The sequence below is a fragment of the Streptomyces sp. NPDC050674 genome (assembly GCF_040654575.1).
Taxonomy (GTDB): domain Bacteria; phylum Actinomycetota; class Actinomycetes; order Streptomycetales; family Streptomycetaceae; genus Streptomyces.
Genome location: NZ_JBFAIG010000001.1, coordinates 579,245 through 604,361, shown reverse-complemented (window position 1 = coordinate 604,361; position 25,117 = coordinate 579,245). Strand labels below are relative to the sequence as shown.

Genomic DNA, 25,117 nt, shown 5'->3' with positions numbered 1-25,117 from the left:
CCGGGTCCTGTGGTGTGTGACATAGTACTGGCGTGACCGAGTCGCTGACCTGCGATGTCGTGGTGGTGGGAGCCGGTGTGGTCGGCGCCGCCGCCGCACTGTACGCGGGCCGCGCGGGCCTGGACACCGTCGTGGTGGACCGGGGCCCGGTGGCCGGCGGGACGACCGGGGCAGGGGAGGGGAACCTCCTCGTCTCCGACAAGGAACCCGGACCGGAGCTCGACCTGGCCCTGCTGTCCGCCCGGCTCTGGTCCGATCTGGCCCGGGAGGGACTCGGCGAGGCCATCGAGTACGAGGCCAAGGGCGGTGTCGTCGTCGCCGGCACCGACCGGGCCCTGGCCGGACTGGAGAAGCTGGCCGCCGGGCAGCGCGCCGCCGGGGTCGAGGCGGTCCCGGTGCCCTCCGACCGGCTCACCGACCTGGAGCCGTATCTGACCCCCGGCCTGGCGGGCGGCGTGCACTACCCGCAGGACGCCCAGGTGATGCCCGCCCTCGCGGCGGCGCACCTGCTGCGCGCCTCGAAGGCCCGGGTGCTCACCGGCCGGGAGGTGACCGGGGTCCTGCGCGGCCCCGGCGGCGCGGTGCGCGGCGTGCGCACCGACCGGGGCGACCTGCACGCGCCCGCGGTCGTCAACGCGGCCGGCACCTGGGGCGGCGAGGTGGCGGCCCGCGCCGGGGTGTCCCTGCCGGTGCTGCCCCGGCGCGGTTTCGTCCTGGTCACCGAACCGCTGCCGGCGCGCATCCGGCACAAGGTGTACGCCGCCGACTACGTGGCCGACGTCGCCAGCGACTCGGCGGCGCTCCAGACCTCCCCGGTGGTGGAGGGCACCCCGGCAGGCCCGGTCCTCATCGGCGCCAGCCGCGAACGGGTCGGCTTCGACCGGTCGTTGTCCCTCCCGGCGCTGCGCGCGCTGGCGGCCGGGGCGACCGGGCTCTTCCCGTTCCTCACCGACGTCCGCGCCCTGCGGACCTACGCCGGCTTCCGGCCGTATCTGCCCGACCACCTGCCCGCGATCGGCGCCGACCCGAGGGCCCCAGGGCTGTTCCACGCCTGCGGCCACGAGGGCGCGGGCATCGGTCTGGCCACCGGCACCGGGCATCTCCTCGCGCAGGTGCTGACCGGGCGCACACCCGATCTGGACCTCGTCCCCTTCCGGCCCGACCGCTTCACCGAGGAGGCCGAGTGAACCCGCTGGAGCTCGCCGGGGCCAGGCCCGGACCCGCCTTCACCGTCACGTTCGACGGGCGGCCCGTCGAGGCGCTGCCCGGGCAGACGGTCGCCGCCGCGCTGTGGACCGCGGGCATCACCTCCTGGCGTTCCACCCGCGGCGAGGGCCGTCCGCGCGGGGTGTTCTGCGGGATCGGCGTCTGCTTCGACTGCCTGGTGAGCGTCAACGGCCGTCCCAACCAGCGGGCCTGCCTGGTGCCGGTGCGGCCGGGGGACGTGATCGCCACGCAGGACGGGACGGGCCACGAGGAGGCGAGCCGTGCGGACTGACCTCGCCGTGATCGGCGCCGGACCGGCCGGGCTCGCCGCCGCCCTGGCCGCCTCGGCGCGGGGCGTACGGGTCACGCTCGTCGACGCCGCCCCGCGGCCCGGCGGGCAGTTCTACCGGCAGCCGGCCGCCGCACTGGGCGCCGGGCGGCCCGAGGCGCTGCACCACCGGTGGCGGACCTGGGAGCGGCTGCGCGACGGGCTCGCCGGCAGTGCCGTACGCGTCCTGACGGATCACCACGTCTGGAGCGTGGAGCGCACCCCGGACGGCTTCACCGTGCACACGCTGCTCGGGCCGGAACAGCAGGAGCCCGCCGAAGTGCACGCCCGCGCCGTCCTCCTGGCCACCGGCGGCCACGAGCAGGTGCTGCCCTTCCCCGGCTGGACCCTGCCCGGCGTGGTCACGGCCGGAGGAGCCCAGGCCATGCTCAAGGGCGGGCTCGTGGTGCCCGGACGCCGGGCGGTCGTGGCCGGGACCGGGCCGCTGCTGCTGCCCGTGGCGGCCGGACTGGCGGCCGCCGGTGCCGAGGTCGCCGCGCTCGTCGAGTCCGCCGACCCCGGGCGCCTCGTCCGCCACGGCCCGGCCCTGGCCGGCAAGCTCCCGGAGGGCGCCGGACACGCCGCCCGGCTGCTGCGCCACCGCGTCCCGGTCCTGACGCGGCACACCGTCCTGCGCGCCCACGGCGACGACCGGCTGACCGGCGTCACCGTCGCCGCCCTCGGCACCGACGGGCGCGTCCGGCCCGGCAGCGAGCGGCACCTGCCCTGCGACACCCTCGCCGTCGGCCACGGCATGCTCCCGCACACCGACCTCGCCGAGAGCCTCGGCTGCCGCCTCGACGGGCTCGCCGTGGCCGTCGACACCGAGCAGCGCACGGACGTGCCGGGCGTCTGGGCGGCAGGGGAGACCACCGGCATCGGCGGCGCCCCGCTCGCCCTCGCCGAGGGGCACATCGCCGGCCGTTGTGCCGCCGCGCACCTGCGGGGCACCGCCCCCGATCCCGCCCCCGCGGCCCTGAAGGCCCGTACCCGGCTGCGGAGTTCCGCCGCCGCCCTCGACTCCGCCTACGCGCCGCCCGCGCACTGGCCCGAGCGGATCACCGACGACACCGTCGTCTGCCGCTGCGAGGAGGTCACCGCCGGGGCCGTACGCGAGGCCCTGGAGCTCGGCGCGGGCGACGAACGCACCGTGAAGCTGTTCACCCGGGCCGGGATGGGCTGGTGCCAGGGCCGGATGTGCGGCACCGCGGTCGCCGGGCTGGCCGGGTGCGCACCCAGCCCCGCCAAGCGCCCGTTCGCCCGCCCCGTGCCGCTCGGCGTCCTGGCACGGCAACACCCCCAGGAGGGACCGTCATGACCGAACACCGCCCCTGGCGCGGCGTCCTCGTCGCCACCGCGCTCCCGCTCAACGCCGACCTCTCGGTGAACCACGACCGGTACGCCGAGCACTGCGCCTGGCTGGTCGACAACGGCTGCGACGGCGTCGTACCGAACGGTTCCCTCGGCGAGTACCAGGTGCTCACGCCCGAGGAGCGGGCCCGGGTCGTCGAGACGGCGGTCGCCGCGATCGGCGGGGAGCGCGTGATGCCCGGCGTCGCCGCGTACGGGTCCGCCGAGTCCCGGCGCTGGGCCGAACAGGCCGGTGAGGCGGGCTGCCGGGCGGTGATGCTGCTGCCGCCGAACGCCTACCGCGCCGACGAGCGCTCCGTCGTCGCCCACTACGCCGAGGTCGCCCGGTCGGGCCTGCCGGTCGTCGCGTACAACAACCCGATCGACACCAAGGTCGACCTCGTGCCCGAACTGCTCGCCCGGCTGCACGGCGAAGGGCACATCCAGGGCGTGAAGGAGTTCTCCGGAGACGTGCGCAGGGCCTACCGGATCGCCGAACTCGCCCCGGAACTCGACCTGCTGATCGGCGCGGACGACGTGCTGCTGGAACTGGCCGTCGCGGGCGCCAAAGGCTGGGTGGCGGGCTACCCGAACGCGCTGCCCCGGGCCTGTGCCGAGCTCTACCGCGCTGCCGTCGGCGGCGACCTGGACACCGCGTTGCCCCTGTACCGGCAACTGCACCCGCTGCTGCGCTGGGACTCACGGGTGGAGTTCGTGCAGGCCATCAAACTGTCCATGGACCTCGTCGGCCGCCACGGCGGTCCCTGCCGCCCGCCCCGTGCGGCGCTGCTGCCCGAGCAGGAGGCGGCGGTGCGCGCCGCCACGGAGAAGGCCGTCACGGCCGGAATGAGCTGAGGACCATGCGCAGCAGACTCGTCCTGCACGCCGTCGACTCGCACACCGAGGGCATGCCGACCCGCGTCGTCACCGGCGGCATCGGCACCGTCCCCGGCGCCACCATGAACGAACGGCGGCTGTATTTCCGTGAACACCGCGACGACATCAAGCGGTTGCTGATGAACGAGCCGCGCGGCCACTCCGCGATGAGCGGTGCGATCCTCCAGCCGCCGACCCGGCCCGACTGCGACTGGGGCGTGCTCTACATCGAGGTCTCCGGTTATCTGCCGATGTGCGGGCACGGCACCATCGGCGTGGCGACCGTGCTGGTGGAGACGGGCATGGTCGAGGTCGTCGAGCCCGTCACCACCATCCGGCTCGACACTCCGGCGGGCCCGGTCGTCGCCGAGGTGGCCGTCGAGGACGGGGCCGCCAAGGAGGTCACCCTGCGCAACGTCCCCTCCTTCGCCGTGGGCCTCGACCGCGAGGTCACCCTCGCCGACGGCCGGACGGTGGCCTACGACCTCGCCTTCGGCGGCAACTTCTACGCCATCCTGCCCCTGGAGCGGTTCGGCCTGCCCTTCGACCGCACCCGCAAGGACGAGATCCTCGCGGCGGGGCTGTCCCTCATGGCCGCCGTCAACGCCGAGGACCCGCCCGTCCACCCGGAGGACCCGTCCATCCACGGCCTTCACCACGTCTACCTGGCCGACCCCGGCTCGACCGCCCGCCACTCCCGGCACGCCATGGCCATCCACCCCGGCTGGTTCGACCGCTCGCCCTGCGGCACCGGTACCAGCGCCCGCATGGCACAACTGCACGCGCGCGGCGAACTCCCGCTGCGCACCGAGTTCGTGAACGAGTCCTTCATCGGCACCCGCTTCACCGGCAGACTGCTCGGCACGACCGAGGTCGCCGGCCGCCCGGCCGTGCTGCCCAGCTTCACCGGACGCGCCTGGATCACCGGCACCGCCCAGTACCTGCTGGACCCCGAAGACCCGTTCCCCGCGGGCTTCGTCCTGTAGACCGCGCACGAGCAGACCACGAGAGGAACCCCGAACCGTCATGTCCCCGCGGCACACCCCCGCCCTGCCCGTGCTGGGCAGCAGGAAGCCCAGCCACCGGGAGCGGGTCGCGGACGCGCTGCGGGCCGCCCTGATCGCCGGCGAACTGCGGCCCGGCGAGGTCTACTCGGCCCCCGGCCTCGCCGCCCGCTTCGGCGTCTCCGCCACTCCCGTGCGCGAGGCGATGCTCGACCTGGCCAAGGAGGGCCTGGTCGACACCGTGCCCAACAAGGGCTTCCGCGTCACCGCCGTCTCCGAGCGGCAACTCGACGACTACACCCACATCCGGGCACTGATCGAGATCCCCACCACGGTCGAACTGGCCCGCACCGCCGACCCGGTGGCCCTGGAGGCGCTCCGACCGGTCGCCGAGGAGATCGTCACCTCGGCCGCGGCCGGCGACCTCATCGCCTATGTCGAGGCCGACCTGCGCTTCCACCTCGGGCTGCTGGCCCTGGCCGGCAACGGCCATCTCGTCGACGTCGTACGGGACCTGCGACGCCGTTCCCGGCTCTACGGGCTGACGGCCCTGGTGGAGCAGGGGCGGCTGGAGGCGTCGGCCGAGGAGCACCTGGAGATCCTCGACGCGCTGCTCGCGCGCGACGAGGAAGCCGTGCGGGCCGTGATGAGCCGGCACCTGGGGCATGTCCGGGGGCTGTGGGCCGCGCCCTGAACAAGCCGGGCGCTTCACAGATCCAGGACGAGCCGCTTCCCGCGGCAGCGGGACACGCAGATCATCATGGTCTCCCCGGCCGCGCGCTCGTCGTCCGTCAGCACCGAGTCCCGGTGGTCCGGCTCGCCGTCGAGGACATCAGTCTCACAGGTGCCGCAGGTCCCCTCCGTGCAGGAGTACAGCACCTCGACCCCGGCGGCGCGCACGGCGTCCAGCACGGACACGTCCGGCGCGACGGTGAGCGTTCGGCCGCTTCGCGCGAGCTCCACTTCGAACGCGGTGTTGGCGTGGCTCTCCTGTTCCTTCGGTTGGAACCGCTCGACGCGCAGCCTCCCGGACGGGCACCGGGCCTCGACCGCGTCCAGCAGCGGCCCGGGACCGCAGCAGTAGACGAGCGTGCCCTCGGGCAGGTCGTCCAGCACGGCGGGCAGGTCCAGCAGGCCCCTCTCGTCCTCGGGCGCGATCGTCACACGGTCCCCGTAGCGGGCCAGTTCACCGGCGAACGCCATGGACCTGCGGGTGCGGCCGCCGTAGAGCAGGGTCCACTCGGCGCCCGCCGCGTCGGCCGCCGCGAGCATCGGCAGGATGGGGGTGATGCCGATGCCGCCGGCGACGAAGCGGTACCGGGGAGCGGGCTCCAGGCCGAAGTTGTTCCGGGGTCCGCGCACCCGCACAACGGTGCCCTCGCTCAGATTCTCGTGCACATGGGCCGAGCCGCCCCGCCCGGCGCTTTCCCGCAGCACCGCGATCCGCCAGGCCGACCGGTCCGCCGGGTCGCCGCACAGCGAGTACTGCCGCTCCAGACCGGGCTCCAGCAGCAGGTCGACATGGGCGCCCGGCTCCCAGGCCGGAAGCGGCTCGCCCCGCGGATGCCGCAGGGCGAGAGCCAGCACCCCGTCCGCCGCCGACTGCCGCCGCTCGACGACCAGTTCGGATTCGTAGACACTCATGAGCTGTTCCCTCGAGGCTCGTCGACGCTGTGCCCCCGCGGATGGGCGAGCATCCACTCCCACATCTCGACCGGGTCCTGCGCGGTGTGCTCACGGCCGCAGTGGCAGGTGCCGTGCAGGGTGTCGGTGCCGGGCAGCCAGGCGATGCGGTAGATCTCGCCGGTCGAAGCGGTCACCGGAGCTTCTCCACGGGCTTCTCGCCCTGCTCCACCAGCCGGGCGAGGATACGGCGGGCGGCCAGACCGCCGGTGTCGATGTTGATGCTGAGCTCCTGGTAACCGGTGCGTTCGGTGCCGAGCGTCTTCTGGAGCAGGTTGAGCGCGGTGACGTCCTGCATCACCACCGTGTGGTTGTTGCCCCGCAGGAACTCGGTGACCTCGGCGTCGTCCGTCGCCCAGTCACGCGAGACGGCCCAGAAGTCGTACACCGTGCCGTCGCCGGACGGGGTGATCGCGTATGTGATCTCGGTGTGGAAGCCGTTCGGGTCACTGCCGTCCGCCTCGGGCAGCACGCCGACCGGGGCGATGCGGCTGTGCAGCAGATACAGGCACGGGGCGTGGTACTCGATGTCCTGCCAGCGGGTGATCCGGCCCTCGATGCCGGTGGAGGTGGCGTAGAAGGGCGGGCACTCGGCGTCGTCCATGTGCCGGCTCACGCGGACGATCCCGGCGCCCTCGTCGACCTCCGTGGTGATCGGGGTCTCGGCGACCTCGGGGGTGCCGATGTAACCGCCGTGCAGATACGTCTCGTGGGACAGGTCGAGGAGGTTGTCGACGAGCAGGCCGTAGTCGCAGTCGATGGGCTCCATGCCGCGCACGGTGACCCAGCCTGGGGCGTCGAGGTGCCGGGCGCGGGGGATGGCCTGCGGGTCGGCGAGCGCCGGGTCGCCGATCCACACCCAGATCAGCGAGTCCTGCTCGACGACGGGGTAGGAGGCGATCCGGGCGGTGCGCGGCACCCGCTTCTGCCCCGGCACGTACACGCAGGTGCCGGACGTGTCATACGTGAAGCCGTGGTAGCCGCACACGATCCGGTCCCCGTCCAGCCGCGTCGGCGCCTCCGACAGCGGGTACCGGCGGTGCACGCACCGGTCGTGCAGGACGACCGGTGTGCCCTCCTCCTCGGTCCGGTAGAGCACGAGCGTCTCACCGAGGATCGTCCGGCCGAGCAACTCCCGCCCGACCTCGTGGCTGTAGGCGGCGACGTACCACTGGTTCCTGGCGAAGGCGGTCATGTGAGGCATGGGGGCTGGCTCCCGTCTCTGGTCGTGCCGTCATCGTCGGGGCGGCCCTCCGGCCACCGCAACGGCCCTTCCGCCAGGCGGAAGCCACCTTCGGGCAGAAGCGGTTTCCGAATCAAAAAGTGAAATCGAAACAGAATTCTGCACTTTGCTCTCGCCAAGAATTGTCTTAGCCTGGATGCATGGAAAAGACCAGAACGAAGTTCTATGTAGTGAAACGCGGTGACAATCTCACCAAGATCGCACGGATGCACCACGTGAGCCTGGATCAGCTGCTGGAGTGGAACCCGCAGATCGAGGATCCGGACCTTATCCACCCCGGCGATCGGATTCGCGTGGCCCCGCCCCGTGATGTGGACCAAGAGGACGGTGACTACGAGAGCGAATGACCAGAACAGAAAGCCGGTCGGCCCGTACGCGCAGCCGAATGACAGGCCCGCGTAACGGGCCGCCGCGCGTGCGAAAATGCCGGTTGCGAAACGGAATTTTCGACTTTTCCATGCCGGGTGATGCGATTAGTGTGGACACATGGAAAAGACGAGAGAGTTCTACATAGTGAAACGTGGCGACACGCTCAGTGAGATCGCAGTCATGCACGGCGTGACGCTGGACCAGATTCTGGAGTGGAACCCCGAGATCGCGGATCCGAACGTCATTCGACCCGGACTGCGGGTGCGCGTGGCTCCCCCGGAATCGGAGGGTGAGTTCGAACCATTTCCGGGGGCCGACTTCTTCCAGCCCTCCGTGAGCAGCCCGGTCATCGAGGCCATGGGCTACCGCCTCATCGACGTGGGCTGCGGGGTGTACGCCGACGGGCCCGACTCGCAGTGGAGCGAAGCGGACCGGAGGTCGTACGCGAACTGGCAGCGGAAACTCGGATTCAGGGGCCAGGACGCTGACGGCACGCCGGGCCCGAAGTCCTGGAAGAGGCTTCACGTACCCGCCGTCTACGAGTGATCGGCACCGCGTCGGGCCGTCCCCCGCGGACGGCTTGGCGCGCACGTGCCCGGGCTCGGATCACCTACCTCGAGGCGGAGCTGGAATACGAGAGCGCGAGGCGGGGAGCGGGCGACCGGAAGGCCCTCATCGAGGGAATGCGGGGCCATCTGGAGAAGGCCCGCGCGGCTGCCGACGAGGATTTCGGATGGCGGACGTTGTGGTCGGGATCGGCTGCCCGTGAAGGCGTGTGCTCGAATATCCGCAATGCCGAGGTGTTGCTGATTCAACTGGTTTCCGACGAGGAAGTCGCGGGCCGCGCCAGTGAGATCATGGCCCTGGTCAAGGATCATCTGGACGCCGACGACCCGCGGCGTGTCCGGCTGGCCCTGCGCCTGAGTCCCGTAATCTCCGGCGACATCTCCGCGAGCGACCGCGATCTCATGGCCCGGGCGCTCGACGCCGCGTACAGCAGCCTGGACGACGAACTGGCACGAGTGCGCAGCCTGCGCAACATCCTCTGGGCCGCGACGGTCCTCGTGCTGATAGGGGTGGTGAACCTGGCCCTCTACGGGTGGCTCTCACCCGGTTCGCTGAGCCTGTGCTTCTCACCCCAGGGCGGTTCCCGCGACACGCTCACCGTCGTGTGTCCCACCGCCGAGTACCACAACCGGTCGCCCGACACCGACCCGAGCAGGCTGGCCGGCGCGACGGACATCCTCACCGTCGAGATCGCCGGACTCGCCGGTGCCGCCCTCACCGTCATCGCCTCACTGCGTCGCATCCGGGGCACCGACGCCCCCTACATGCTGCCCCTGGCCTCCGCGGTGCTGAAGCTCCCCACCGGGGCCCTCTCGGCCTTCCTCGGACTGCTGTTGATCCGGGGTGCCTTCGTCCCCGGCCTCAGCGACCTCGACAGCAGGGCGCAGGTCCTGGCCTGGGCCGCGGCCTTCGGTGCCGCGCAGCACCTGGTGACCCGGCTCGTCGACGACCGCGCCCAGATGACGCTGTCGGAGGTGCGCCAGACCACCGACGCCGTGGTCCACCCCGAGAAGGTCACCGTCAGGGAAGGGCTGCCACCCCCCGTCGTCGGGTCGCCCAACGGCGCGGGGCCGCATGACGCGCCGCCCGAGAGCGACGCGGAGGCCGAGCCGGTCCCCGACGGCGCGCCACGTCACCGCCGCAGCGGTGCGTGAGCCGTCTCCGGAAGCCGCAGGTACACCACCGACGACACCAGGCAGATCACCGCGACGTACCAGGGGAACAGCCCCGCGTGCCCCTGCTCCTTGAACAGCGTGCCCACGTACGGGGCCGTGCCGCCGAAGAGTGCCACCGTCAGGGAGTAGGGGAAGCCGATGCCCGCCGCGCGCACCCGGGGCGGGAAGATCTCCGCGTTCACGGCCGCGCTGATCGAGGTGAACCCGGTCAGCAGCACCATGCCCGCGCACTGCACGAGCAGCAGCACGGCGAAGGAGTCCCGCAGGGCGTGCAGCAGGGGCACCGCGAGCAGGGCGAAGCCCAGTCCGAAGAAGAGCAGCAGGGGGCGACGGCCGAAGCGGTCCGACAGCAGGCCGCCCAGCGGTTGCAGCAGGGCGAAGAAGGCCAGTGAGATGGTGCCCGCCAGCAGCGCGTCCGACTTCTCGATGCCCGCGTTGAGTTCGGCGTAGGTCGGCAGGTACGACGTCCACGTGTAGTAGGCGATGGTGCCGCCCGCCGTGATGCCGCCGATGAGCAGCGACTCGCGCGGATGCCGGCGCAGCGCCTCGAACAGGCCCGGGCGCGGCGCCTGCTGCTGCTCGGCGCTGCGGGTCTCCTGTGCGCCCTGCCGGATCCAGAAGCCGACCAGACTCAGCACGGCGCCGAGCACGAACGGCACGCGCCACCCCCAGCCGTTCATCTGCCCGTCGCTCAGCGTGTCCACCAGCAGCGTCGCGATGCCGGAGGCGACGAGCTGCCCCACCGTCGTCGACACGTACTGGAAGCTGGAGAACAGCCCGCGCCGTCCGGGCCCCGCCGACTCGACCAGGAACGTCGTCGAGGCCGCGAACTCGCCGCCCACGGACAGTCCCTGCAACAGCCGGGCCAGGACGAGGACCACCGGCGCCAGGACGCCCACGGCCGCGTAGGTCGGGGTGAGCCCGACCAGCAGGCTGCTGCCGCCCATCAGCAGGATGGTGACCGTGAGCGCGGCCCGCCGCCCGTGCCGGTCCGCGACCGCGCCCATCAGCAGCCCGCCCACCGGCCGCATGAAGAACCCGACCGCGAACACCGCGAAGGTGGACAGCAGCGGCACCAGGGAGTCGTCCGCGCTCTTGGGGAAGACCTGACCGGCGATGTAGGTGGCCAGAAACGTGTAGGCGTACCAGTCGTACCACTCCACCGCGTTGCCCACCGAGGCGGCGAGGAGCTGGCGAAGGGGCCGTTTCGTCGGCGGGGCAACCGTCTGCGTCTGCGTCACGCCTCTCACCCTCCCCCGGCGATGCCCCGGCGCACCGTCCGTACCGGCGACTTTCACACGAGTGTCACGTGCCCCTTCCTTGGCGTTTGGTGTCCCTGAAACACTCCTTCCGCGCAGATTCCGTCACGTTCCGGCCATCCAGCACCTCAGGATGAGAGGTCTGTCCTTCATGTCCGAAGTCAACCGGCGCCGTTTTCTCCAACTCGCGGGTGCCACCACGGCCTTCAGTGCCCTGTCCGCCAGCATCCAGCGCGCCGCCGCCCTTCCGGCGAACCACCGCACCGGGTCGATCGAGGACGTCGAGCACATCGTCGTCCTCATGCAGGAGAACCGTTCCTTCGACCATTACTTCGGCACCCTGAGAGGCGTCCGCGGCTTCGGCGACCCGCGTCCGGTCACCCTCGACAACGGCAAGCCGGTCTGGCACCAGGAGAAGGACGGCAAGGAGATCCTGCCCTTCCACCCCGACGCCGACGACCTCGGCATGCAGTTCCTGGAGGGCCTGCCGCACTCCTGGCCCGACGGCCACCAGGCCTACAACGGCGGCAAGTACGACCGGTGGGTGCCGGCCAAGGGCAGCACCACCATGGCCTACCTGACCCGCGAGGACATCCCCTTCCACTACGCCCTCGCCGACGCCTTCACCGTCTGCGACGCCTACCACTGCTCGTTCATCGGCTCCACCGACCCGAACCGCTACTACATGTGGTCCGGCCACACCGGCAACGACGGCTCCGGCGGCGGCCCGGTCCTCGGCAACGACGAGCTCGGCTACGGCTGGACGACCTACCCCGAGCGCCTGGAGCAGGCCGGCGTCTCCTGGAAGATCTACCAGGACATCGGCGACGGCCTCGACGCGAAGGGCTCCTGGGGCTGGATCCAGGACGCCTACCGCGGCAACTACGGCGACAACTCGCTGCTGTACTTCGACAGGTACCGCGACGCGAAGCCCGGCGACCCCTGGTACGACAAGGCCCGCACCGGCACGAACGCCAAGGCGGGCGAGGGCTACTTCGACCTGCTGAAAGCCGACGTCAAGGCAGGCAGGCTGCCCCAGATCTCCTGGATCGCCGCCCCCGAGGCCTTCTCCGAGCACTCCAACTGGCCCTCGAACTACGGCGCCTGGTACATCGCGCAGGTCCTCGACGCTCTCACCTCCAACCCGGAGGTCTGGTCCAGGACGGCCCTGTTCATCACCTACGACGAGAACGACGGCTTCTTCGACCACGTGGTGCCGCCGTTGCCTCCGAAGGACGCCTCCCGCGGCCTGTCCACCGTCGACGTCTCCCTCGACCTCTTCCCGGGCGACGGCAAGAACACGGCCGGACCCTACGGCCTCGGCCCCCGGGTCCCGATGCTGGTCGTCTCCCCGTGGAGCAAGGGCGGCTACGTCTGCTCCGAGACCCTCGACCACACCTCGATCCTGCGGTTCATGGAACGCCGCTTCGGTGTGCGCGAGACGAACATCTCGCCCTGGCGTCGCGCCGTCTGCGGCGATCTGACGTCCGCTTTCGACTTCTCCCGCAAGGACGCGCGCCCCGCCCCGCTGCCCGGCACCGACGCGTACGAGCCGCAGGACCGCGAACGCCACCCCGACTACAAGCCGGTCCCGCCCGCCGACCCGCGCATGCCCCGGCAGGAACGCGGTCTGCGCCGCTCCCGGCCGCTGAAGTACGCCCCGCACGTGGACGCCTCGGTCGACGCGGCGACCGGGAAGCTCACCCTCACCTTCGCCTCCGGCGCGAAGGCCGGCGGCGCCTTCCACGTCACCTCGGGCAACCGCACCGACGGCCCCTGGATGTACACCACCGAGGCCGGCAAGACGCTCTCCGACACCTGGAACTCGGCGTACTCCCAGGGCTCCTACGACCTGACCGTGCACGGCCCGAACGGCTTCGTGCGCGTCTTCAAGGGCTCGAACGCGGCACCCGGCTGCGAGGTCACGGCCCGCCACACCGGTGACGACATCCGGCTGACCTTCACCAACAAGGGCTCCGGCACGGCCCGTCTGAAGGTCGCCGACGGCTACGGCGGCCGGCCCGTGACCGTGACCGTCCGCCCGGGCGCGAGGGTGTGCCGGACCGTGGAACTCGCCGCGAGCCGCCGCTGGTACGACCTGACCGTCACCGCCGAGGGCGACAAGACCTTCCTGCGGCGGTTCGCGGGACACGTCGAGAACGGGCGGCCGGGGGTGAGCGACCCCGCCGTCATCACCGTGTAGCCGTGGTGAGCCGCCCCGGGTCGTGCGGCCGGGGCGCCAACGCCGGTTCGGCCGTGGCCGAACCGGGTTCCAGGGCCAGGACGGCGGCCACCGGGTGGTCGTCGTCCACGGCGGCCGCCGGTGCCGCACGGCTGAGCAGCACCACGCCCCAGGCGGCGAGGCCGGACCCGGCGAGCGCGAGCAGCACGCCCGCCGGGCCGCCCTGGAGCCGCTCCCCGAGCAGCGACAGACCGATCACCGCAGCGGCCAGCGGGTTGGCCAGGGTCACCATCGCCAGCGGGCCGCCCAGACCGCCCCGGTACGCCGTCTGCGACAGCAGCAGCCCGCCGGCCGCGAAGGCCGCCACGAGCAGGGCCACCCCGACCACCTGGACGCTCAGCACCGGCCCGGAACGGTCCGTCGCGGCCACCGTCACGGTCTGGGTCAGGGCCGAGGCGACCCCGGAGGCGAGACCGGACGCGGACGCGTGCCGCAGCCCGGGCCGGGTGCCCGGCCGGGACAGCACCCCGATGAGCGCCGCGGTGGCGCCCGCCACGGCCAGCGCCTCCGGAACGCTCAGCACGCCGTCCGGCGCCGGGCCGGACGCCGTGACCAGGATCGCGCCGAGCCCCAGCAGGGTCAGCGCGGTGCCCTTCCACTCGCCCGCGCTGACCCGCCGTCCCGCCATCCGCGCCCCCATGGGCACCGCCGCGACCAGGGTGAGCGCGCCGAGCGGCTGGACCACGGTCAGCGGCCCGTACCGGAGGGCGACGACGTGCAGCAGCGCGGCCGACGCGTTCAGCCCGACCGACCACCACCAGGCGCCGCTGCCGAGCAGCCCCGTCGTGCGCGCGCCGGGAGAGCGGGAGGCCAGCCGCTCCTGGGCGACCGCGGCGGCCGCGTAGGCGACGGCGGAGACCAGGGACAGGGCGACGGCGATCAGCACGGCGTTCACCGGCCGGCTCCCACGAGTGTCCGCTCGTCCCGCTGGACCGGCACGAGGCCGCCGTGGGCGCGGCCGGCCGTGGTGGCCGTGCGGTGCGGCAGGGGAATGAACACGAGCGTGAGGCCGAGCAGGGCCGCCGCCACGATCGCGTCGAGCCAGTAGTGGTTGGCGGTGCCGACGATCACCAGCAGGGTCAGCAGGGGATGCGCCGACCAGAGCCAGCGCCACCGCGAGCGGGTCGCGACGATCAGGCCGATCGCCACCATCAGCGCCCAGCCGAAGTGCAACGACGGCATCGCGGCGAACTGGTTGGACAGGGAGTCCGTCGCGGGATCGCCGTAGACCGACGGCCCGAACACGCGCGCCGTGTCCACCAGACCGGCCGCCGCCAGCATGCGCGGCGGTGCGAGCGGGAACAGCAGGTGCGCCACCAGCGCGGCGGCCGTGACCACCGCCAGCACCCGGCGGGCCCAGACGTAGTGGGCCGGGCGGCGCAGGTAGAGCCAGACCAGGAAGGCGGCGGTGGCCGGGAAGTGGACGCTCGCGTAATAGGTGTTCGCCACGTGCACCAGTCCGTCACCGTGCAGCAGCAGCGACTGCACCGCCCCCTCACCGGGCAGCCGGACCGCTCGCTCGAAGTCCCACACGCGCCCCGCGTTGTGGAACGCCTCGCCGGTGTGGCCCGTGGCCAGCTGCCGGCCGAACTTGTAGACGAGGAAGAGCCCTGCGACGAGCAGGAGCTCCCGGACGAGCGGCGGTCGCGCTATCGCGTCGGACCCCGCCGGCGCAGGCTCGGTGCGGGCATTCATCCCCCGGCCCCTTCGGTGACGGTGGTGCTGTTATCGGTACGAGAGCGTACCGATACGCCAGTGTACCGATACGGCTGCGTACCGGTACACTGGCGTATCGATAGACGAAGGACACATCGCCGGCCGGGAATTTTCCGGCCGCCCGACGAAAGCCAGGAGCACCGCCCATGACGTCGCAGGCCGCGGACCGGCCCGAGCCGGTCGGTGTCACGCGCCGCTCCAAGATCACACCCGAGCGTGAGCAGGAGTTCTACGACGCCGTGCTGGAGCAGCTGCGGGAGTGCGGCTACGACGCCGTCACCATGGAGGGGATCGCCGCCAGCACCCGGTGCAGCAAGTCCACGCTCTACCGGCAGTGGAAGACCAAGCCCCAGTTCGTCGCGGCGGCGTTGCGCTCACACCGGCGCACACGCTGCATCGACACCGGCTCGCTCGCGGACGACCTGCGCGAGGCGGCCCGGGCGGCGGGAGAGCTGTCGGGCCGGGACACCAAACTGCTCCAGGCGCTCGTCCACGCGGCCCCCCAGGACCCGGAGTTGCAGCGCGCGCTGCGCGAGGCGCTGGTCGAGCCGGAGATCGCCGCGCTCAAGGAGATCATCCGGCGCGGGGTCGAGCGGGGTGAAGTGCCGGCCGATCACCCGGCGCTGGAGTACATCCCGGCGCAGATGTTCGGCGTCCTGCGCATCCGCCCCGTCCTGGAGGGCCAGTACGCGGACCCCGACTACCTCGTCCGGTTCGTGGAGGCCGCCGTGCTGCCGGCACTGGGCCTGACCTGAGACCCGGGCGCCGTCCGTCGGATGACCGGACGGTGACCCGACCGCGCCGACCCGTGGGGACGGGGGCGGCGCGCACCCCCCGGCCGGGTGGGGTTCCCCTGTGAGCGGCGGGGGCGCCCCACCCGGCCGACAGGTGCCCGGGAGGCGGGGCGTCAGACGTCCTGGCCGTTGCCGCCGCCCGTCGACACCTTGATGCCCTTGGTGATGTCGTCCAGCACGCTCTCCTTCTGGTCCGCGTCGACACCGAAGCGCACCACGACCATCCGCTTCGCGTTCGCGGGGGAGGGGAACGCGAGGGACTCCACGATGCCGTCGGCGCCCTTGCTCGTGACGGCCTTCCAGCGCACCAGGTATCCCTTCTGCCCGGCCACGGTCACGGCCCTGGAAGCCAGCACGTCGTGGGAGGTGATCCCGCCGTAGGACTTGCCGCCGTAGGACTCCTCGGCGTTCGCCGCGATGTCCGCCTTGGCGATCTCCTCGGCGGTCGTGCCCTTGGTGCGGAGGGCCAGGGCCGGGGCCGAGTAGGCACCGCCCTTGGTGCAGGTCGAGGAGGTGTCGCCCGGGCACTTGTAGGAAGCCTCGGAGGTCACCTGCGCGCCGGCCCTGGCCTGCTGGCCGTACCAGCCCTTCGGGATCGGCAGACTGATCCCGCTGACCGTGTCGGTCACCGAACCGCTCCTGATCTTCGGCGGCTCGGACTGCTCGGGCCGCGGACTCGGCCCGCCGGGCCCGCCCTCGCCGCCGTTGCCTCCGGACCCACCCGAGCCGCCGGATCCGCCCGGTCCGCCGAACGGGCCGCCCTGGCCCCCTGGGGCGCCCGGCCCGCCGGGTCCCTGCGAGGTGGGCGAACCGCCCCCGCCGCCGCTGTCCGTCAACGCGTAGACGCCCACGCCGATGCAGGTGAGGACGACCACGGCCGCGGCGACGGCGGCACCTATGCGCAACCGCCGCCCCTTCCCGCCGGGAGGTGCGGCGGGATGGGCAGGGTAGGCGGCGTATCCGGCAGCCCCCGGATACGCGCCGCTCCCCGGCTGCCCGGCAGCCCCCGCGTACCCGGCGGCCGAGGGACCCCAGACCCCCGGGTGCGGTCCGGCTCCCGTCTGCCCGACGGCGCCCGGGTCCCAGCCGGGCGCGGCCTGCCCGGCGGCACCTGAGCCGAAGGCGCCCGCGGTGTGCCCGGTTCCGGCGTGCCCAGGGGCATCCGGCCGGCCCGCGACACCCTCCGCCTGCCCGGCCCCGGGCCCTCCGGCGGCAGCCGGCGCACCGCCGTCGGCCGTCTGCCCGGGGGTGTCCGGCTGCCCGGCTGCTCCCGGGGCTTCGGCCCCGGTCGGTCCGCCTCCCCGCGGATCGGCGGCAGCAGGTGCACCGGCACCGGCGGTCTGCCCGGCGGCAGCCGGAGCCGCCGTTCCGGCCGGACCGGAATCCGGTGTCCCGGCGGGCGGCGTCTGCGGTGCCGGCTGCCGCGTCGGTATGGAGTCGGCGGACGCCGGGCCCGGCGGGGGACCCCAGGCCGCGGGCGGCTGGACCGGGCGGATGCGGTCCGTCCAGGCCTTGCCGTCCCACCAGCGCTCCGTGGCGGGCCCGTCACTTGTCTGTCCGGGATCGGCGTACCACCCGGGAGGAGTCTCCTGCGTCATGCCCCCACCGTATGAGGCGTCGGTGAAAGAGGCATGAGAGGAGTCGGAACCGGCTGTTCCAGGCAGCCCCGACTCGTCCGGCGTGCGCAAGGGCATCCCGCGCGGCGACTGGGCGAGCATCGCCCCCAGCACCGGCTCGCGCGTCCCGTCGCCCGCCTCCCCACCCGCCGACAGCCCCGATGGGTGTCGTCGCCACCGTCATCGGCGTGATCACCAGGACCGGCACCGGAAGCCGCCCCCGGCCGCCCAGTCGGCCGAAAAGCGCCGCCTCCACGGGCCGGAAGAAGATCGCGAGCCCGAACGACGCGTAGGCGCGCCGCGACGATCGTCGCGAAGGCAGCGCCGGACGCCGGACCGGTACCACCCGGCGAGGCTGCCCACCGGCCCCGCGATCGGCTCTCCGACGACCGCGGCGCGTGTGCCCGTCGTCACCTGAATGAACGTCACCTCCCGTGGCTTTGCCCGCCGTTGACCCGAAGACGGCTGGTGACGGGCCGGGTGCGTCGCCCGGCCGCACCCGGTGTCACCCGTCACGGCAAGAGGTGCCCCGACCACCCTCCACTCCGGCAATCGGACGGCTACGCTCGACGTCTGTACGTCGTTCGGGCGACTTGGGGAGGTAACGGGATGACGGAGGTACGGCCCACGGCCGCCGCCTCGGCTTCCCTGTGGGAGCGCGACGAGGAGGTCGCCGCCGTCACGCGGGCGGTCGACCGCCTGTGCGCGGACCGTTCCTCGTCCGGCGGACTGCTGGTCTTCCGGGGCGAGGCCGGACTCGGCAAGACCGCGCTGCTGGCCGAAACCCGCCGCATCGCCGAGGCCCGCGGGTGCCAGGTGTGGTCCGCGCGCGGCGGCGAGACCCTCAGGTCGGTCCCCTTCAACGTGGTACGGCAGTTGCTCCAGCCGGCGCTGGTGTCGATGCTGCCGGAGGAGGCCCGCGAGTACCTCGGCGACTGGTACGACATCGCCGGACCCGCGCTCGGCATAGCGGAGCCAGGGGACCGGCAGGCCGACCCGCAGGGCGTGTGCGACGGCCTCGTGGCGGCGGTGCGCCGGCTCGCCCGCCGGGACTGGCCGCTGGTCCTGCTGATCGACGACGCCCACTGGGCCGACCAGGAGACGCTGCACTGGCTCGCGGCACTCGCCGACCGCCTGGACGAGATGTCCGTCCTGGTCGTCGTCACCCGCCGCCAGGAGGAGGTCTCCGGTGCGAGCGCCCGCCACCTGGATACCGTCGCCGCCGCCGCGGACGGCCCCGTCACGACGCTGAGCGCCCTCACCCCGGACGCCACGGCCGGACTCACCCGCGCCACCCTGGGCGAGCACGCCGACGCCGCGTTCTGCCGAGAGGTCTGGGCCGTCACCGCCGGCAACCCCTACGAGACCGTCGAACTCCTCGCCAAGGTCCAGGACAGCGAGCTGGAACCCATCGAGGCCCGGGCCGGCGAACTGCGCGAGCTGAACCGCTCGGCCCGCGGCGGCGGCCTCGTCGCCCGCCTGGAGGAACTCGGCATCGACGCCACCAGGTTCGCCTGGGCCGCCGCCATCCTCGGCACCGGCATCTCCGTCGACCTGGTCGCCAAACTCGCCACCCTGCGCCCGGACGACGCCCGCCGCTGCGCCGAACTCCTGCGCACCGCCCGCATCCTCACCGCGCCCGACCCGGCGACAGGCCGCAGCGCCGACGGCGACCTGGAGTTCGTCCACCCGCTGATCGCCACCGCCGTCTACAACTCCATCCCCGACGCCCTGCGCACCGCCATGCACGGCATCGCCGCCCGGATCGTCTCCGACGAGGGGCACGGCGCGGCGGCCGCCGCCCGCCACCTCCTGGAGGTCCACCCGGACGACGACGAGGAACTCGTCGGGCAACTGCGGGAAGCCGCCCGCGAGCACCTCGCCGTCGGCGCCCCCGACGCCGCCCGCCGCTGCCTGGAGCGGGCCCTGGAGGAACCGCCCCGGCCCGAGTCCCACCCGCACGTGCTCTACGAACTCGCCGAGGCGACCTTCCTCACCGCGCCCGCCCGCACCATCGGCCATCTGCGGACCGCGCTCGCCATGCCCGGTCTCGACGGCGACCAGCGGGTGGACGCCGTCTTCCGGCTCTCCCAGGCGCTCCTGCACAACGACCAACTGGAGGAGGCCGTCCGCACGGTGGAGGCGGAGGCCGCCCGGCTCCAGCCGGGCCCCGCGCGCATGCGGCTGCAAGCCGTGCACTTCATGTGGGAGGGCCTGTACGCCGGAGAGGCCACCTCACCCGGCCGATCCCAGCGGCTCGCCGACCTCGCGAGCACCTGCACCGGCCGGGACAACTCCGAACGCGCCCTGCTCATCCTGCGCGGCTTCGACGCCCTGATGCACGGTGAGAACGCCGAGGAGGTCGCCGAGCTGTGCGACCGCGCCCTCGTCAACGGCCGCCTGGCACCCGGACTCGGCTGGACCGACACCGAGTGGGGCATCGAACTGCTGCTGATGCTGGCCAACGCGTACGCCTTCACCGACCGCCTCGACCGCGCCGAGACCCTCTACAACGAAGGGCTGCGCGCCTACGAGACCGCCGGCTGGAGCGGCGGCCACCTCGCCCTGGCCCACGCCTACGTCGGGATCGGCCACCGCAGGCGGGGCCGGCTGCGGGAGGCGGAGGCGTCCCTGCGCGAGTCGCTGCGCCTCGCCGAGCGCGTCGGCCGCGGCCTGCCCCTGTACTGGTCCGCCACATGCAGCCTCGTCGACACCCTGCTCGCCCGCGGCCGGGTCGAGCAGGCCTGGGACGTCGCCGAACGCCACGGCTTCGCCCCGCCCTACCCCTCGACCATCGTCCTGCCCGACCCGCGCTCGGTGCGCGGCCGGCTGCTGCTGGCCGTCGGCCGCACCAAGGACGGCGTCAACGAACTGGAGGCCGCCGAGAAGGCGGCGGCGGCCCGCGGACACCACAACCCGGTGCTCGTCCCCTGGGCGACCGACCTGGCCCGCGCCCTCAGCACCGAGGACCCGGACCGGGCCGCCCGGCTCGCGGTCGACGTCCGCCGCCGGGCCGAGCGCTTCGGCACGGACACCGCCATAGGGGAAGCCCTGCGCTGCGCCGCCGTCCTGGAGACCGGCCAGCGCGCGGTCCGGCTCCTCGCCCAGGCCGTCACCTACCTGGAGGCCTCGCCCTGCCAGTACGAGCACGCGGCGGCCCGCATCGAGTACGGCATCGCCGCCCGCTCGGCGGCCGACCTGCACCGCGGCCTGGACCTGGCGGTCTCGTGCGGGGCCGACGGACTGGCACAGCGGGCCCGGGCGGCGATCGCGTCCGGCGTCGGGCCGGCGTAGGCGCGGCGCCAAGCCCTTCAGGGCCGCGTTGTGAAGGGCCGGGTCAGGAGGAGCCGTCCTCGTCCGCCAGCACCCGCTGGGCCGTCGCGAACGCCGAGTTCGCCGCCGGCACCCCGCAGTACACCGCCGTCTGGAGCAGCACCGCGCCGATCTCCTCCGGAGTGAGCCCGTTGCGGCGGGCCGCGCGGACGTGCATGGCCAGTTCGTCGTAGTGGCCGTGCGCGACCAGCGCGGTGAGGGTGATCATGCTGCGTTCACGGCGCGACAGGGTCGGATCGGTCCAGATCTCCCCCCAGGCGTAGCGCGAGATGAAGTCCTGGAAGCGGGCGGTGAAGGGGCTCTGCCGGGCCTGCGCCCGGTCCACGTGCGCGTCGCCCAGCACCTCACGCCGTACGGCCATGCCCCGCAGGGCCCCCTGGCCGAAGTGGGCGCGCAGCGCGGTCAGCACGGCCTCCGGGCACTGCGCGGGCGCCAGGTGGGAGGCGCCCGGCAACTCCACGAGCGTCGCGCCCGGCACGGCGTCGGCGATCTCCCGCAGATGCGGGGGCGGGGTCGCGGGGTCCTCACGGCCGGCGACCAGCAGGGTCGGCACGGTGATGCCGTCCAGCCGGTCCCGCAGATCGAAGGCGGCGAGCGCGTCACAACAGGCGGCGTACGCGGCCGGGTCGGCGTCCCGGTGGTCCCGGACCAGGCGCGGCACGGTGAAGTCCCCGGCGAACCAGCGTGCGTCGGCGCCGTCCGCCAGTTTGTCCAGCCCCTCCCGGCGTACCAGAGCGGCCCGCTCCTGCCACGGCCCGGCACCGCTGAAGTGGGCGGACGAGCAGATCACGGCCAGCGACGACAGGCGCCGCGGGTGGTGCACGGCGAGATGCAGTCCCACGGCCCCGCCCAGCGACACGCCCGCATACGCGAACCGTTCGATGCCGAGCGAGTCGGCGAGCGCCAGCACCAGCCCGGCGAGGTCACCGACCGTCGCGCCCTCCTCGATGAGTCCGGCCGCCGAACCGCCGTGCCCCGGCAGGTCCCAGCGCACCACCCGATGGGTGATCGACAGCTCGGGCGCCACCTCGTCCCACAGAGCGTACGAGGTGCCGAGGGAGGGACCGAGCAGCAGCGGGGGAGCGGAAGCCGGGCCTTCGGCGTGGTGGTTGAGGAGGGTCAACGTCGCTCCAGGGCACGGTCGGTGAGGGGCCCGGCGGACCCCGTGTAGTGGGTGGGGTCGAGATCGAAGTCCGCCAACTCCGGCGCGTCGGCGAGCGGTTGCCCCTGTGTGGCCAGCCGGGTGAGGAGTTCCTTGGCCCGGGACCGGCCCAACACAGGGGTCAGCTCGGCGGACAGCCGTTCCGAGACGATCGACCCGCCCGTGAGATCGAGGTGTTCGCGCATGGCCCCGGGCCTGACCCGCAGCCCCTCCGCCAGGCCGACCGCGTCCCGGGCGGCTCCGCCGACCAGCCGCAGCAGATCCCGCAGCGGCTCCCACTCGGCGTGCCAGGCCCCGGACGGACGTTCGTCCTCCGCGGCCATGGCTCCGTACAGCGTGGCCGCGAGCTGCGGTGCGCGGCGCGCGGCGGAGGCGATCAGCGTGGACCGCACGGGATTGGACTTGTGCGGCATGGCGGACGACCCGCCGCCGGTGCCCTCCACGACTTCGCCGATCTCGGTGCGCGCCAGGGTGAGGACGTCCACGGCGAGCTTGCCGAGGGCGCCCGCCGTGAAGGCGAGACACCCGGCGAGGTCGGCGATGGGCGTCCGCAGGGTGTGCCAGGGCAGCTCGGGCGCGCGGAGGCCGACTTCGCGGGCGTAGACCTCCGGCAGCCCTGCCGGATCACTCGCGCCGTACGCCCCGAAGGCCGCCAGCGTCCCCGCCGCACCGCCGAGTTGGGCCGGCAGCGACTCCCGCACGGTCCGCACCCGGTCCCGCGCGTCCAGCACCAGCGACCGCCACCCGGCCGCCTTCAGCCCGAACGTGGTCGGCACGGCGTGCTGGGTGAGGGTCCGCCCCGGCATCGCGGTGTCGCGGTGCTCGGCGGCCAGCCGGGCAAGGGCCCGTTCGGTACGGCCCAGGTCGTCGAGGACCGGGCCGAGGGTCCGCACGGCGACCAGCATCGTCGCCGTGTCCATGATGTCCTGGCTGGTCGCGCCCCGGTGGACGTAGGGGCCGTAGGGCTCACCCACGGCCTTCGTCAGCTCGGCGACCAGGGGGATGACCGGGTTGCCGCCCGCGCGGGCCCGCTCGGCGAGGGAGCGTACGTCGAAGGCGGCCGCGCCGGCCGCCTCGGTCACCGCCGTCGCCGCCTCGGCGGGGGCCAGCCCCGTGGCGGCCTGGGCGCGGGTCAGCGCGGCCTCCGCGTCGAGCAGTGCCCGCAGATACGCCCGGTCGCCGGTGGTGGCCGCGGCCGTCGAGTCGGCCCATCCGGGGGCGAGCAGGCCGGTGTCGCCCGAGGGAGATGTCACTGGAACTCCAGGAAGACCGTCTCGCCTTCGCCCTGAAGGCGGATGTCGAAACGGTACGTGCCGTCCCCCTCCCCGGCGGCGATCAGCGTGTCGCGGCGCGTGTCCTCGAGCCCGGACAGCAGAGGATCGGCGGTGAGCGCCGCCGTGTCCCCCGGCAGGTAGATCCGGGTGTAGAGGTGGACGAGCAGGCCCCGCGCGAAGACGCACACACTGATGTAAGGGGCGCTCCGGCCGCGAGCCCCGGGCCGCAGCGTGCGGGCGTACCAGTGGCCGTTCGCATCCGTCTGGATGCGGCCCCAGCCGGTGAACTCCACGCCGTTGCGCCCGAGGAAGCCGCCGGAGGCCGCATCGCGCCGCATCGAGCCGTCGGCCGTGGGCAGGTTGCCGTCCGGGTCCGGCCCCCACAGCTCGATCAGGGCGTCGGGCAGCGGCGCGCCCTCGCCGTCGGTGACGTAGCCGTGCACGGTGATCGTGTCGGGGTGGCCCAGGGGTGCGATGTCCTCGCCGCCGCGAAACGGCAGGGCGTGGCCGTAGAACGGGCCCACGGTGTGCGAGGGGGTGGGCAGCACGCTCTCCGGGCGGCTGGGGTCGATCTTCGTCATGGCTGGTCAGCGCCCTTCTTCGATCCAGGTGGCGTGCGGGCCGTCGAGCACGATGTCCCAGTGGTAGCCCATCGAGAACTCCGGCACCGACAGGCTGTGGTCGTACGTCGCGATCAGCCGCTGCCGGGCCGCGTCGTCCGTCACGGACTGGATGATCGGGTCGTGGGGGAACAGCGGGTCGCTCGGGAAGTACATCTGCGTCACGAGCCGCTGCGTGAACGCCGTGCCGAAGAGCGAGAAGTGGATGTGGGCCGGCCGCCAGGCGTTGAGGTGCTGGCGCCACGGGTAGGGGCCGGGCTGGACGGTGGTGAAGTGGTAACGGCCGTCCGCGTCGGTCAGGGTGCGGCCCACCCCGGTGAAGTTGGGGTCCAGCGGGGCGTCGTGCTGTTCGCGCTGGTGGGCGTAGCGGCCCGCCGAGTTGGCCTGCCAGATCTCCACGAGCTGGCCGCGCACCGGGCGTCCGTCGCGGTCCAGCAGCCGTCCGGACACGGTGATGCGCTCACCGATCGGCTCGCCGTGGTGCTGCCGGGTGAGATCGTTGTCGATCTCGGTGACGTCCCGCTCCCCGAAGGCGGGGGAGGACAGCTCCACCAGCTCCGGGTCCTTGCTGACGTCGATGGTGACCGGCGGCTGCTCGGGATGGCGGAGGACCGACGAACGGTACGGCGCGTAGTCGCGCCGCGGCTGGTGCTCGACGGGACCCCCGTCGGCGAGCCGCTTCTCGTACGCGGCGTGCGCGGCCGCGATCTCCTGGTCGATGTCGTGCTGAGTGAGCGTCATGGGACTCCGCTTTTCGTCAACGTTCGAGGACAAGGGCGAGCCCCTGGCCCACCCCGATGCACAGCGCGGCTACCCCGACGCCCCCACCGCGCCGGGCCAGTTGGTGGGCCACGGTGCCGGCCAGCCGGGCCCCGGACGCACCCAGCGGATGGCCCAGGGCGATCGCGCCGCCCTGCGGATTGAGGATCGCGGGATCGAACTCGGGCCACTCGGCCACACATCCCAGCACCTGCGCGGCGAACGCCTCGTTCAGCTCCAGTACGGACAGGTCGCCGAAACCCCTGCCCGCCTTCGCCAACGCCCGGTTGACCGCTTCCACGGGCGCCAGCCCGAAGTAGTGCGGGTCGGTCGCGGACACACCCGTCGCGCGGACCCGGGCGAGCGGCTCGCGGCCCGTGGCCCGCAACCCTTCGTCGTCCACCAGGAGGAGCGCCGCCGCGCCGTCGTTCAGCGGGGAGGCGTTGCCGGCCGTCACGGTGCCGCCCTCGGTGCGGAAGGCCGGTTTCAGCTCGGCCATCGCGGCCAGGGAGGCATCGGGCCGGACACACTCGTCGGCGGC

Annotated in this window: 22 protein-coding genes and 4 pseudogenes; 13 read left to right on the top strand and 13 right to left on the bottom strand. The window is 73.2% G+C overall.

Annotation, left to right across the window (positions count from 1 at the left end; genetic code table 11):
• Positions 1-32 precede the first annotated feature (32 nt).
• Genes AB0I06_RS02555 through AB0I06_RS02530 form a run of 6 tightly spaced genes read left to right on the top strand, consistent with a single transcriptional unit; the run spans position 33 to position 5,458 of the window.
• On the top strand, positions 33-1,187 hold the full coding sequence (locus AB0I06_RS02555) for an FAD-binding oxidoreductase (RefSeq protein WP_363116868.1): 1,155 nt from the start codon (positions 33-35) through the stop codon (positions 1,185-1,187).
• Positions 1,184-1,498, top strand: a complete 315-nt coding sequence (locus AB0I06_RS02550; protein WP_363116867.1) for a (2Fe-2S)-binding protein — start codon at positions 1,184-1,186, stop codon at positions 1,496-1,498. Before AB0I06_RS02555 ends, AB0I06_RS02550 begins: the two co-directional genes overlap by 4 nt.
• A complete protein-coding gene (locus AB0I06_RS02545) occupies positions 1,488-2,852 on the top strand; it encodes an FAD-dependent oxidoreductase (RefSeq protein ID WP_363116866.1) in 1,365 nt (454 codons plus the stop codon). The genes AB0I06_RS02550 and AB0I06_RS02545 overlap by 11 nt, the downstream gene beginning before the upstream one ends.
• A complete protein-coding gene (locus AB0I06_RS02540; RefSeq protein ID WP_363116865.1) occupies positions 2,849-3,739 on the top strand; it encodes a dihydrodipicolinate synthase family protein in 891 nt (296 codons plus the stop codon). Before AB0I06_RS02545 ends, AB0I06_RS02540 begins: the two co-directional genes overlap by 4 nt.
• A 5-nt stretch (positions 3,740-3,744) precedes the next feature.
• Complete coding sequence (locus AB0I06_RS02535; RefSeq protein ID WP_363116864.1) at positions 3,745-4,746, top strand: proline racemase family protein; 1,002 nt, start codon at positions 3,745-3,747, stop codon at positions 4,744-4,746.
• 40 nt (positions 4,747-4,786) lie between these two features.
• The gene (locus AB0I06_RS02530; protein ID WP_363116863.1) at positions 4,787-5,458 is read left to right on the top strand and encodes a GntR family transcriptional regulator; all 672 of its coding nucleotides are present in this window, start codon (positions 4,787-4,789) and stop codon (positions 5,456-5,458) included.
• A gap of 14 nt (positions 5,459-5,472) precedes the next feature.
• Here the strand turns inward: AB0I06_RS02530 and AB0I06_RS02525 are convergent, their stop codons facing one another.
• From AB0I06_RS02525 to AB0I06_RS02515, 3 genes are read right to left on the bottom strand one after another with little or no spacing between them, the layout of a single operon-like run.
• On the bottom strand, positions 5,473-6,408 hold the full coding sequence (locus AB0I06_RS02525; RefSeq protein WP_363116862.1) for a PDR/VanB family oxidoreductase: 936 nt from the start codon (positions 6,406-6,408) through the stop codon (positions 5,473-5,475).
• Entirely contained in the window at positions 6,405-6,584 is a 180-nt protein-coding gene (locus AB0I06_RS02520; RefSeq protein ID WP_363116861.1) for a hypothetical protein, read from the bottom strand. The genes AB0I06_RS02525 and AB0I06_RS02520 overlap by 4 nt, the downstream gene beginning before the upstream one ends.
• Positions 6,581-7,651, bottom strand: coding sequence for an aromatic ring-hydroxylating dioxygenase subunit alpha (locus tag AB0I06_RS02515; RefSeq protein ID WP_363116860.1), 1,071 nt, complete (start codon positions 7,649-7,651; stop codon positions 6,581-6,583). Before AB0I06_RS02515 ends, AB0I06_RS02520 begins: the two co-directional genes overlap by 4 nt.
• Before the next feature lie 179 nt (positions 7,652-7,830).
• Between AB0I06_RS02515 and AB0I06_RS02510 the strand changes: the two genes are divergently transcribed.
• The 4 genes and pseudogenes from AB0I06_RS02510 to AB0I06_RS02495 all read left to right on the top strand — a co-directional run bounded on the left by AB0I06_RS02510 (position 7,831) and on the right by AB0I06_RS02495 (position 9,780).
• Complete coding sequence (locus tag AB0I06_RS02510) at positions 7,831-8,037, top strand: LysM domain-containing protein (RefSeq protein ID WP_363116859.1); 207 nt, start codon at positions 7,831-7,833, stop codon at positions 8,035-8,037.
• Between the two features lie 139 nt (positions 8,038-8,176).
• Positions 8,177-8,317: pseudogene (locus AB0I06_RS02505) on the top strand (LysM domain-containing protein); the annotation flags it as partial.
• A gap of 36 nt (positions 8,318-8,353) precedes the next feature.
• Positions 8,354-8,605, top strand: a pseudogene (locus AB0I06_RS02500) (peptidoglycan-binding protein); the annotation flags it as partial.
• A 254-nt stretch (positions 8,606-8,859) separates the two neighbouring features.
• A complete protein-coding gene (locus AB0I06_RS02495) occupies positions 8,860-9,780 on the top strand; it encodes a hypothetical protein (protein WP_363116858.1) in 921 nt (306 codons plus the stop codon).
• Here AB0I06_RS02495 and AB0I06_RS02490 read toward each other — a convergent pair.
• The gene (locus tag AB0I06_RS02490; RefSeq protein ID WP_363116857.1) at positions 9,759-11,042 is read right to left on the bottom strand and encodes an MFS transporter; all 1,284 of its coding nucleotides are present in this window, start codon (positions 11,040-11,042) and stop codon (positions 9,759-9,761) included. The genes AB0I06_RS02495 and AB0I06_RS02490 overlap by 22 nt on opposite strands.
• A 169-nt stretch (positions 11,043-11,211) precedes the next feature.
• Between AB0I06_RS02490 and AB0I06_RS02485 the strand changes: the two genes are divergently transcribed.
• Positions 11,212-13,263, top strand: coding sequence for a phosphocholine-specific phospholipase C (locus AB0I06_RS02485; RefSeq protein WP_363116856.1), 2,052 nt, complete (start codon positions 11,212-11,214; stop codon positions 13,261-13,263).
• Here AB0I06_RS02485 and AB0I06_RS02480 read toward each other — a convergent pair.
• Entirely contained in the window at positions 13,253-14,197 is a 945-nt protein-coding gene (locus AB0I06_RS02480; protein WP_363116855.1) for a hypothetical protein, read from the bottom strand. The two genes, AB0I06_RS02485 and AB0I06_RS02480, sit on opposite strands and share 11 nt — an antisense overlap.
• Complete coding sequence (locus tag AB0I06_RS02475; protein ID WP_363116854.1) at positions 14,194-14,997, bottom strand: phosphatase PAP2 family protein; 804 nt, start codon at positions 14,995-14,997, stop codon at positions 14,194-14,196. Before AB0I06_RS02475 ends, AB0I06_RS02480 begins: the two co-directional genes overlap by 4 nt.
• 167 nt (positions 14,998-15,164) lie before the next feature.
• Between AB0I06_RS02475 and AB0I06_RS02470 the strand changes: the two genes are divergently transcribed.
• On the top strand, positions 15,165-15,773 hold the full coding sequence (locus tag AB0I06_RS02470) for a TetR/AcrR family transcriptional regulator (RefSeq protein WP_363116853.1): 609 nt from the start codon (positions 15,165-15,167) through the stop codon (positions 15,771-15,773).
• A 152-nt stretch (positions 15,774-15,925) separates the two neighbouring features.
• On the opposite strand, the pseudogene AB0I06_RS02465 reads toward AB0I06_RS02470, so the two are convergent.
• Positions 15,926-16,903: pseudogene (locus AB0I06_RS02465) on the bottom strand (hypothetical protein); the annotation flags it as partial.
• Between the two features lie 387 nt (positions 16,904-17,290).
• A pseudogene (locus AB0I06_RS02460) lies at positions 17,291-17,410 on the bottom strand (DUF2510 domain-containing protein); the annotation flags it as partial.
• 627 nt (positions 17,411-18,037) lie between these two features.
• Between AB0I06_RS02460 and AB0I06_RS02455 the strand changes: the two are divergent.
• Complete coding sequence (locus tag AB0I06_RS02455; RefSeq protein WP_363116852.1) at positions 18,038-20,722, top strand: AAA family ATPase; 2,685 nt, start codon at positions 18,038-18,040, stop codon at positions 20,720-20,722.
• Between the two features lie 43 nt (positions 20,723-20,765).
• On the opposite strand, the gene pcaD is transcribed toward AB0I06_RS02455, so the two are convergent.
• The 5 genes from pcaD to AB0I06_RS02430 form a co-directional block, all read right to left on the bottom strand.
• A complete protein-coding gene (gene pcaD / locus AB0I06_RS02450) occupies positions 20,766-21,884 on the bottom strand; it encodes a 3-oxoadipate enol-lactonase (protein WP_363116851.1) in 1,119 nt (372 codons plus the stop codon).
• Positions 21,881-23,176: a 3-carboxy-cis,cis-muconate cycloisomerase gene (pcaB, locus tag AB0I06_RS02445; RefSeq protein WP_363116850.1), complete on the bottom strand. Its 1,296-nt coding sequence runs from the start codon at positions 23,174-23,176 to the stop codon at positions 21,881-21,883. The genes pcaD and pcaB overlap by 4 nt, the downstream gene beginning before the upstream one ends.
• Positions 23,173-23,778 carry a protocatechuate 3,4-dioxygenase subunit alpha gene (gene pcaG, locus AB0I06_RS02440; RefSeq protein ID WP_363116849.1) on the bottom strand — a complete coding sequence of 202 codons (606 nt, stop codon included), beginning with the start codon at positions 23,776-23,778 and terminating at the stop codon, positions 23,173-23,175. The genes pcaB and pcaG overlap by 4 nt, the downstream gene beginning before the upstream one ends.
• A 6-nt stretch (positions 23,779-23,784) precedes the next feature.
• Positions 23,785-24,558, bottom strand: coding sequence for a protocatechuate 3,4-dioxygenase subunit beta (pcaH, locus tag AB0I06_RS02435; RefSeq protein WP_363116848.1), 774 nt, complete (start codon positions 24,556-24,558; stop codon positions 23,785-23,787).
• A gap of 16 nt (positions 24,559-24,574) precedes the next feature.
• The coding region (locus AB0I06_RS02430) for a thiolase family protein (protein ID WP_363116847.1) at positions 24,575-25,117 on the bottom strand (543 nt) is incomplete at its 5' end.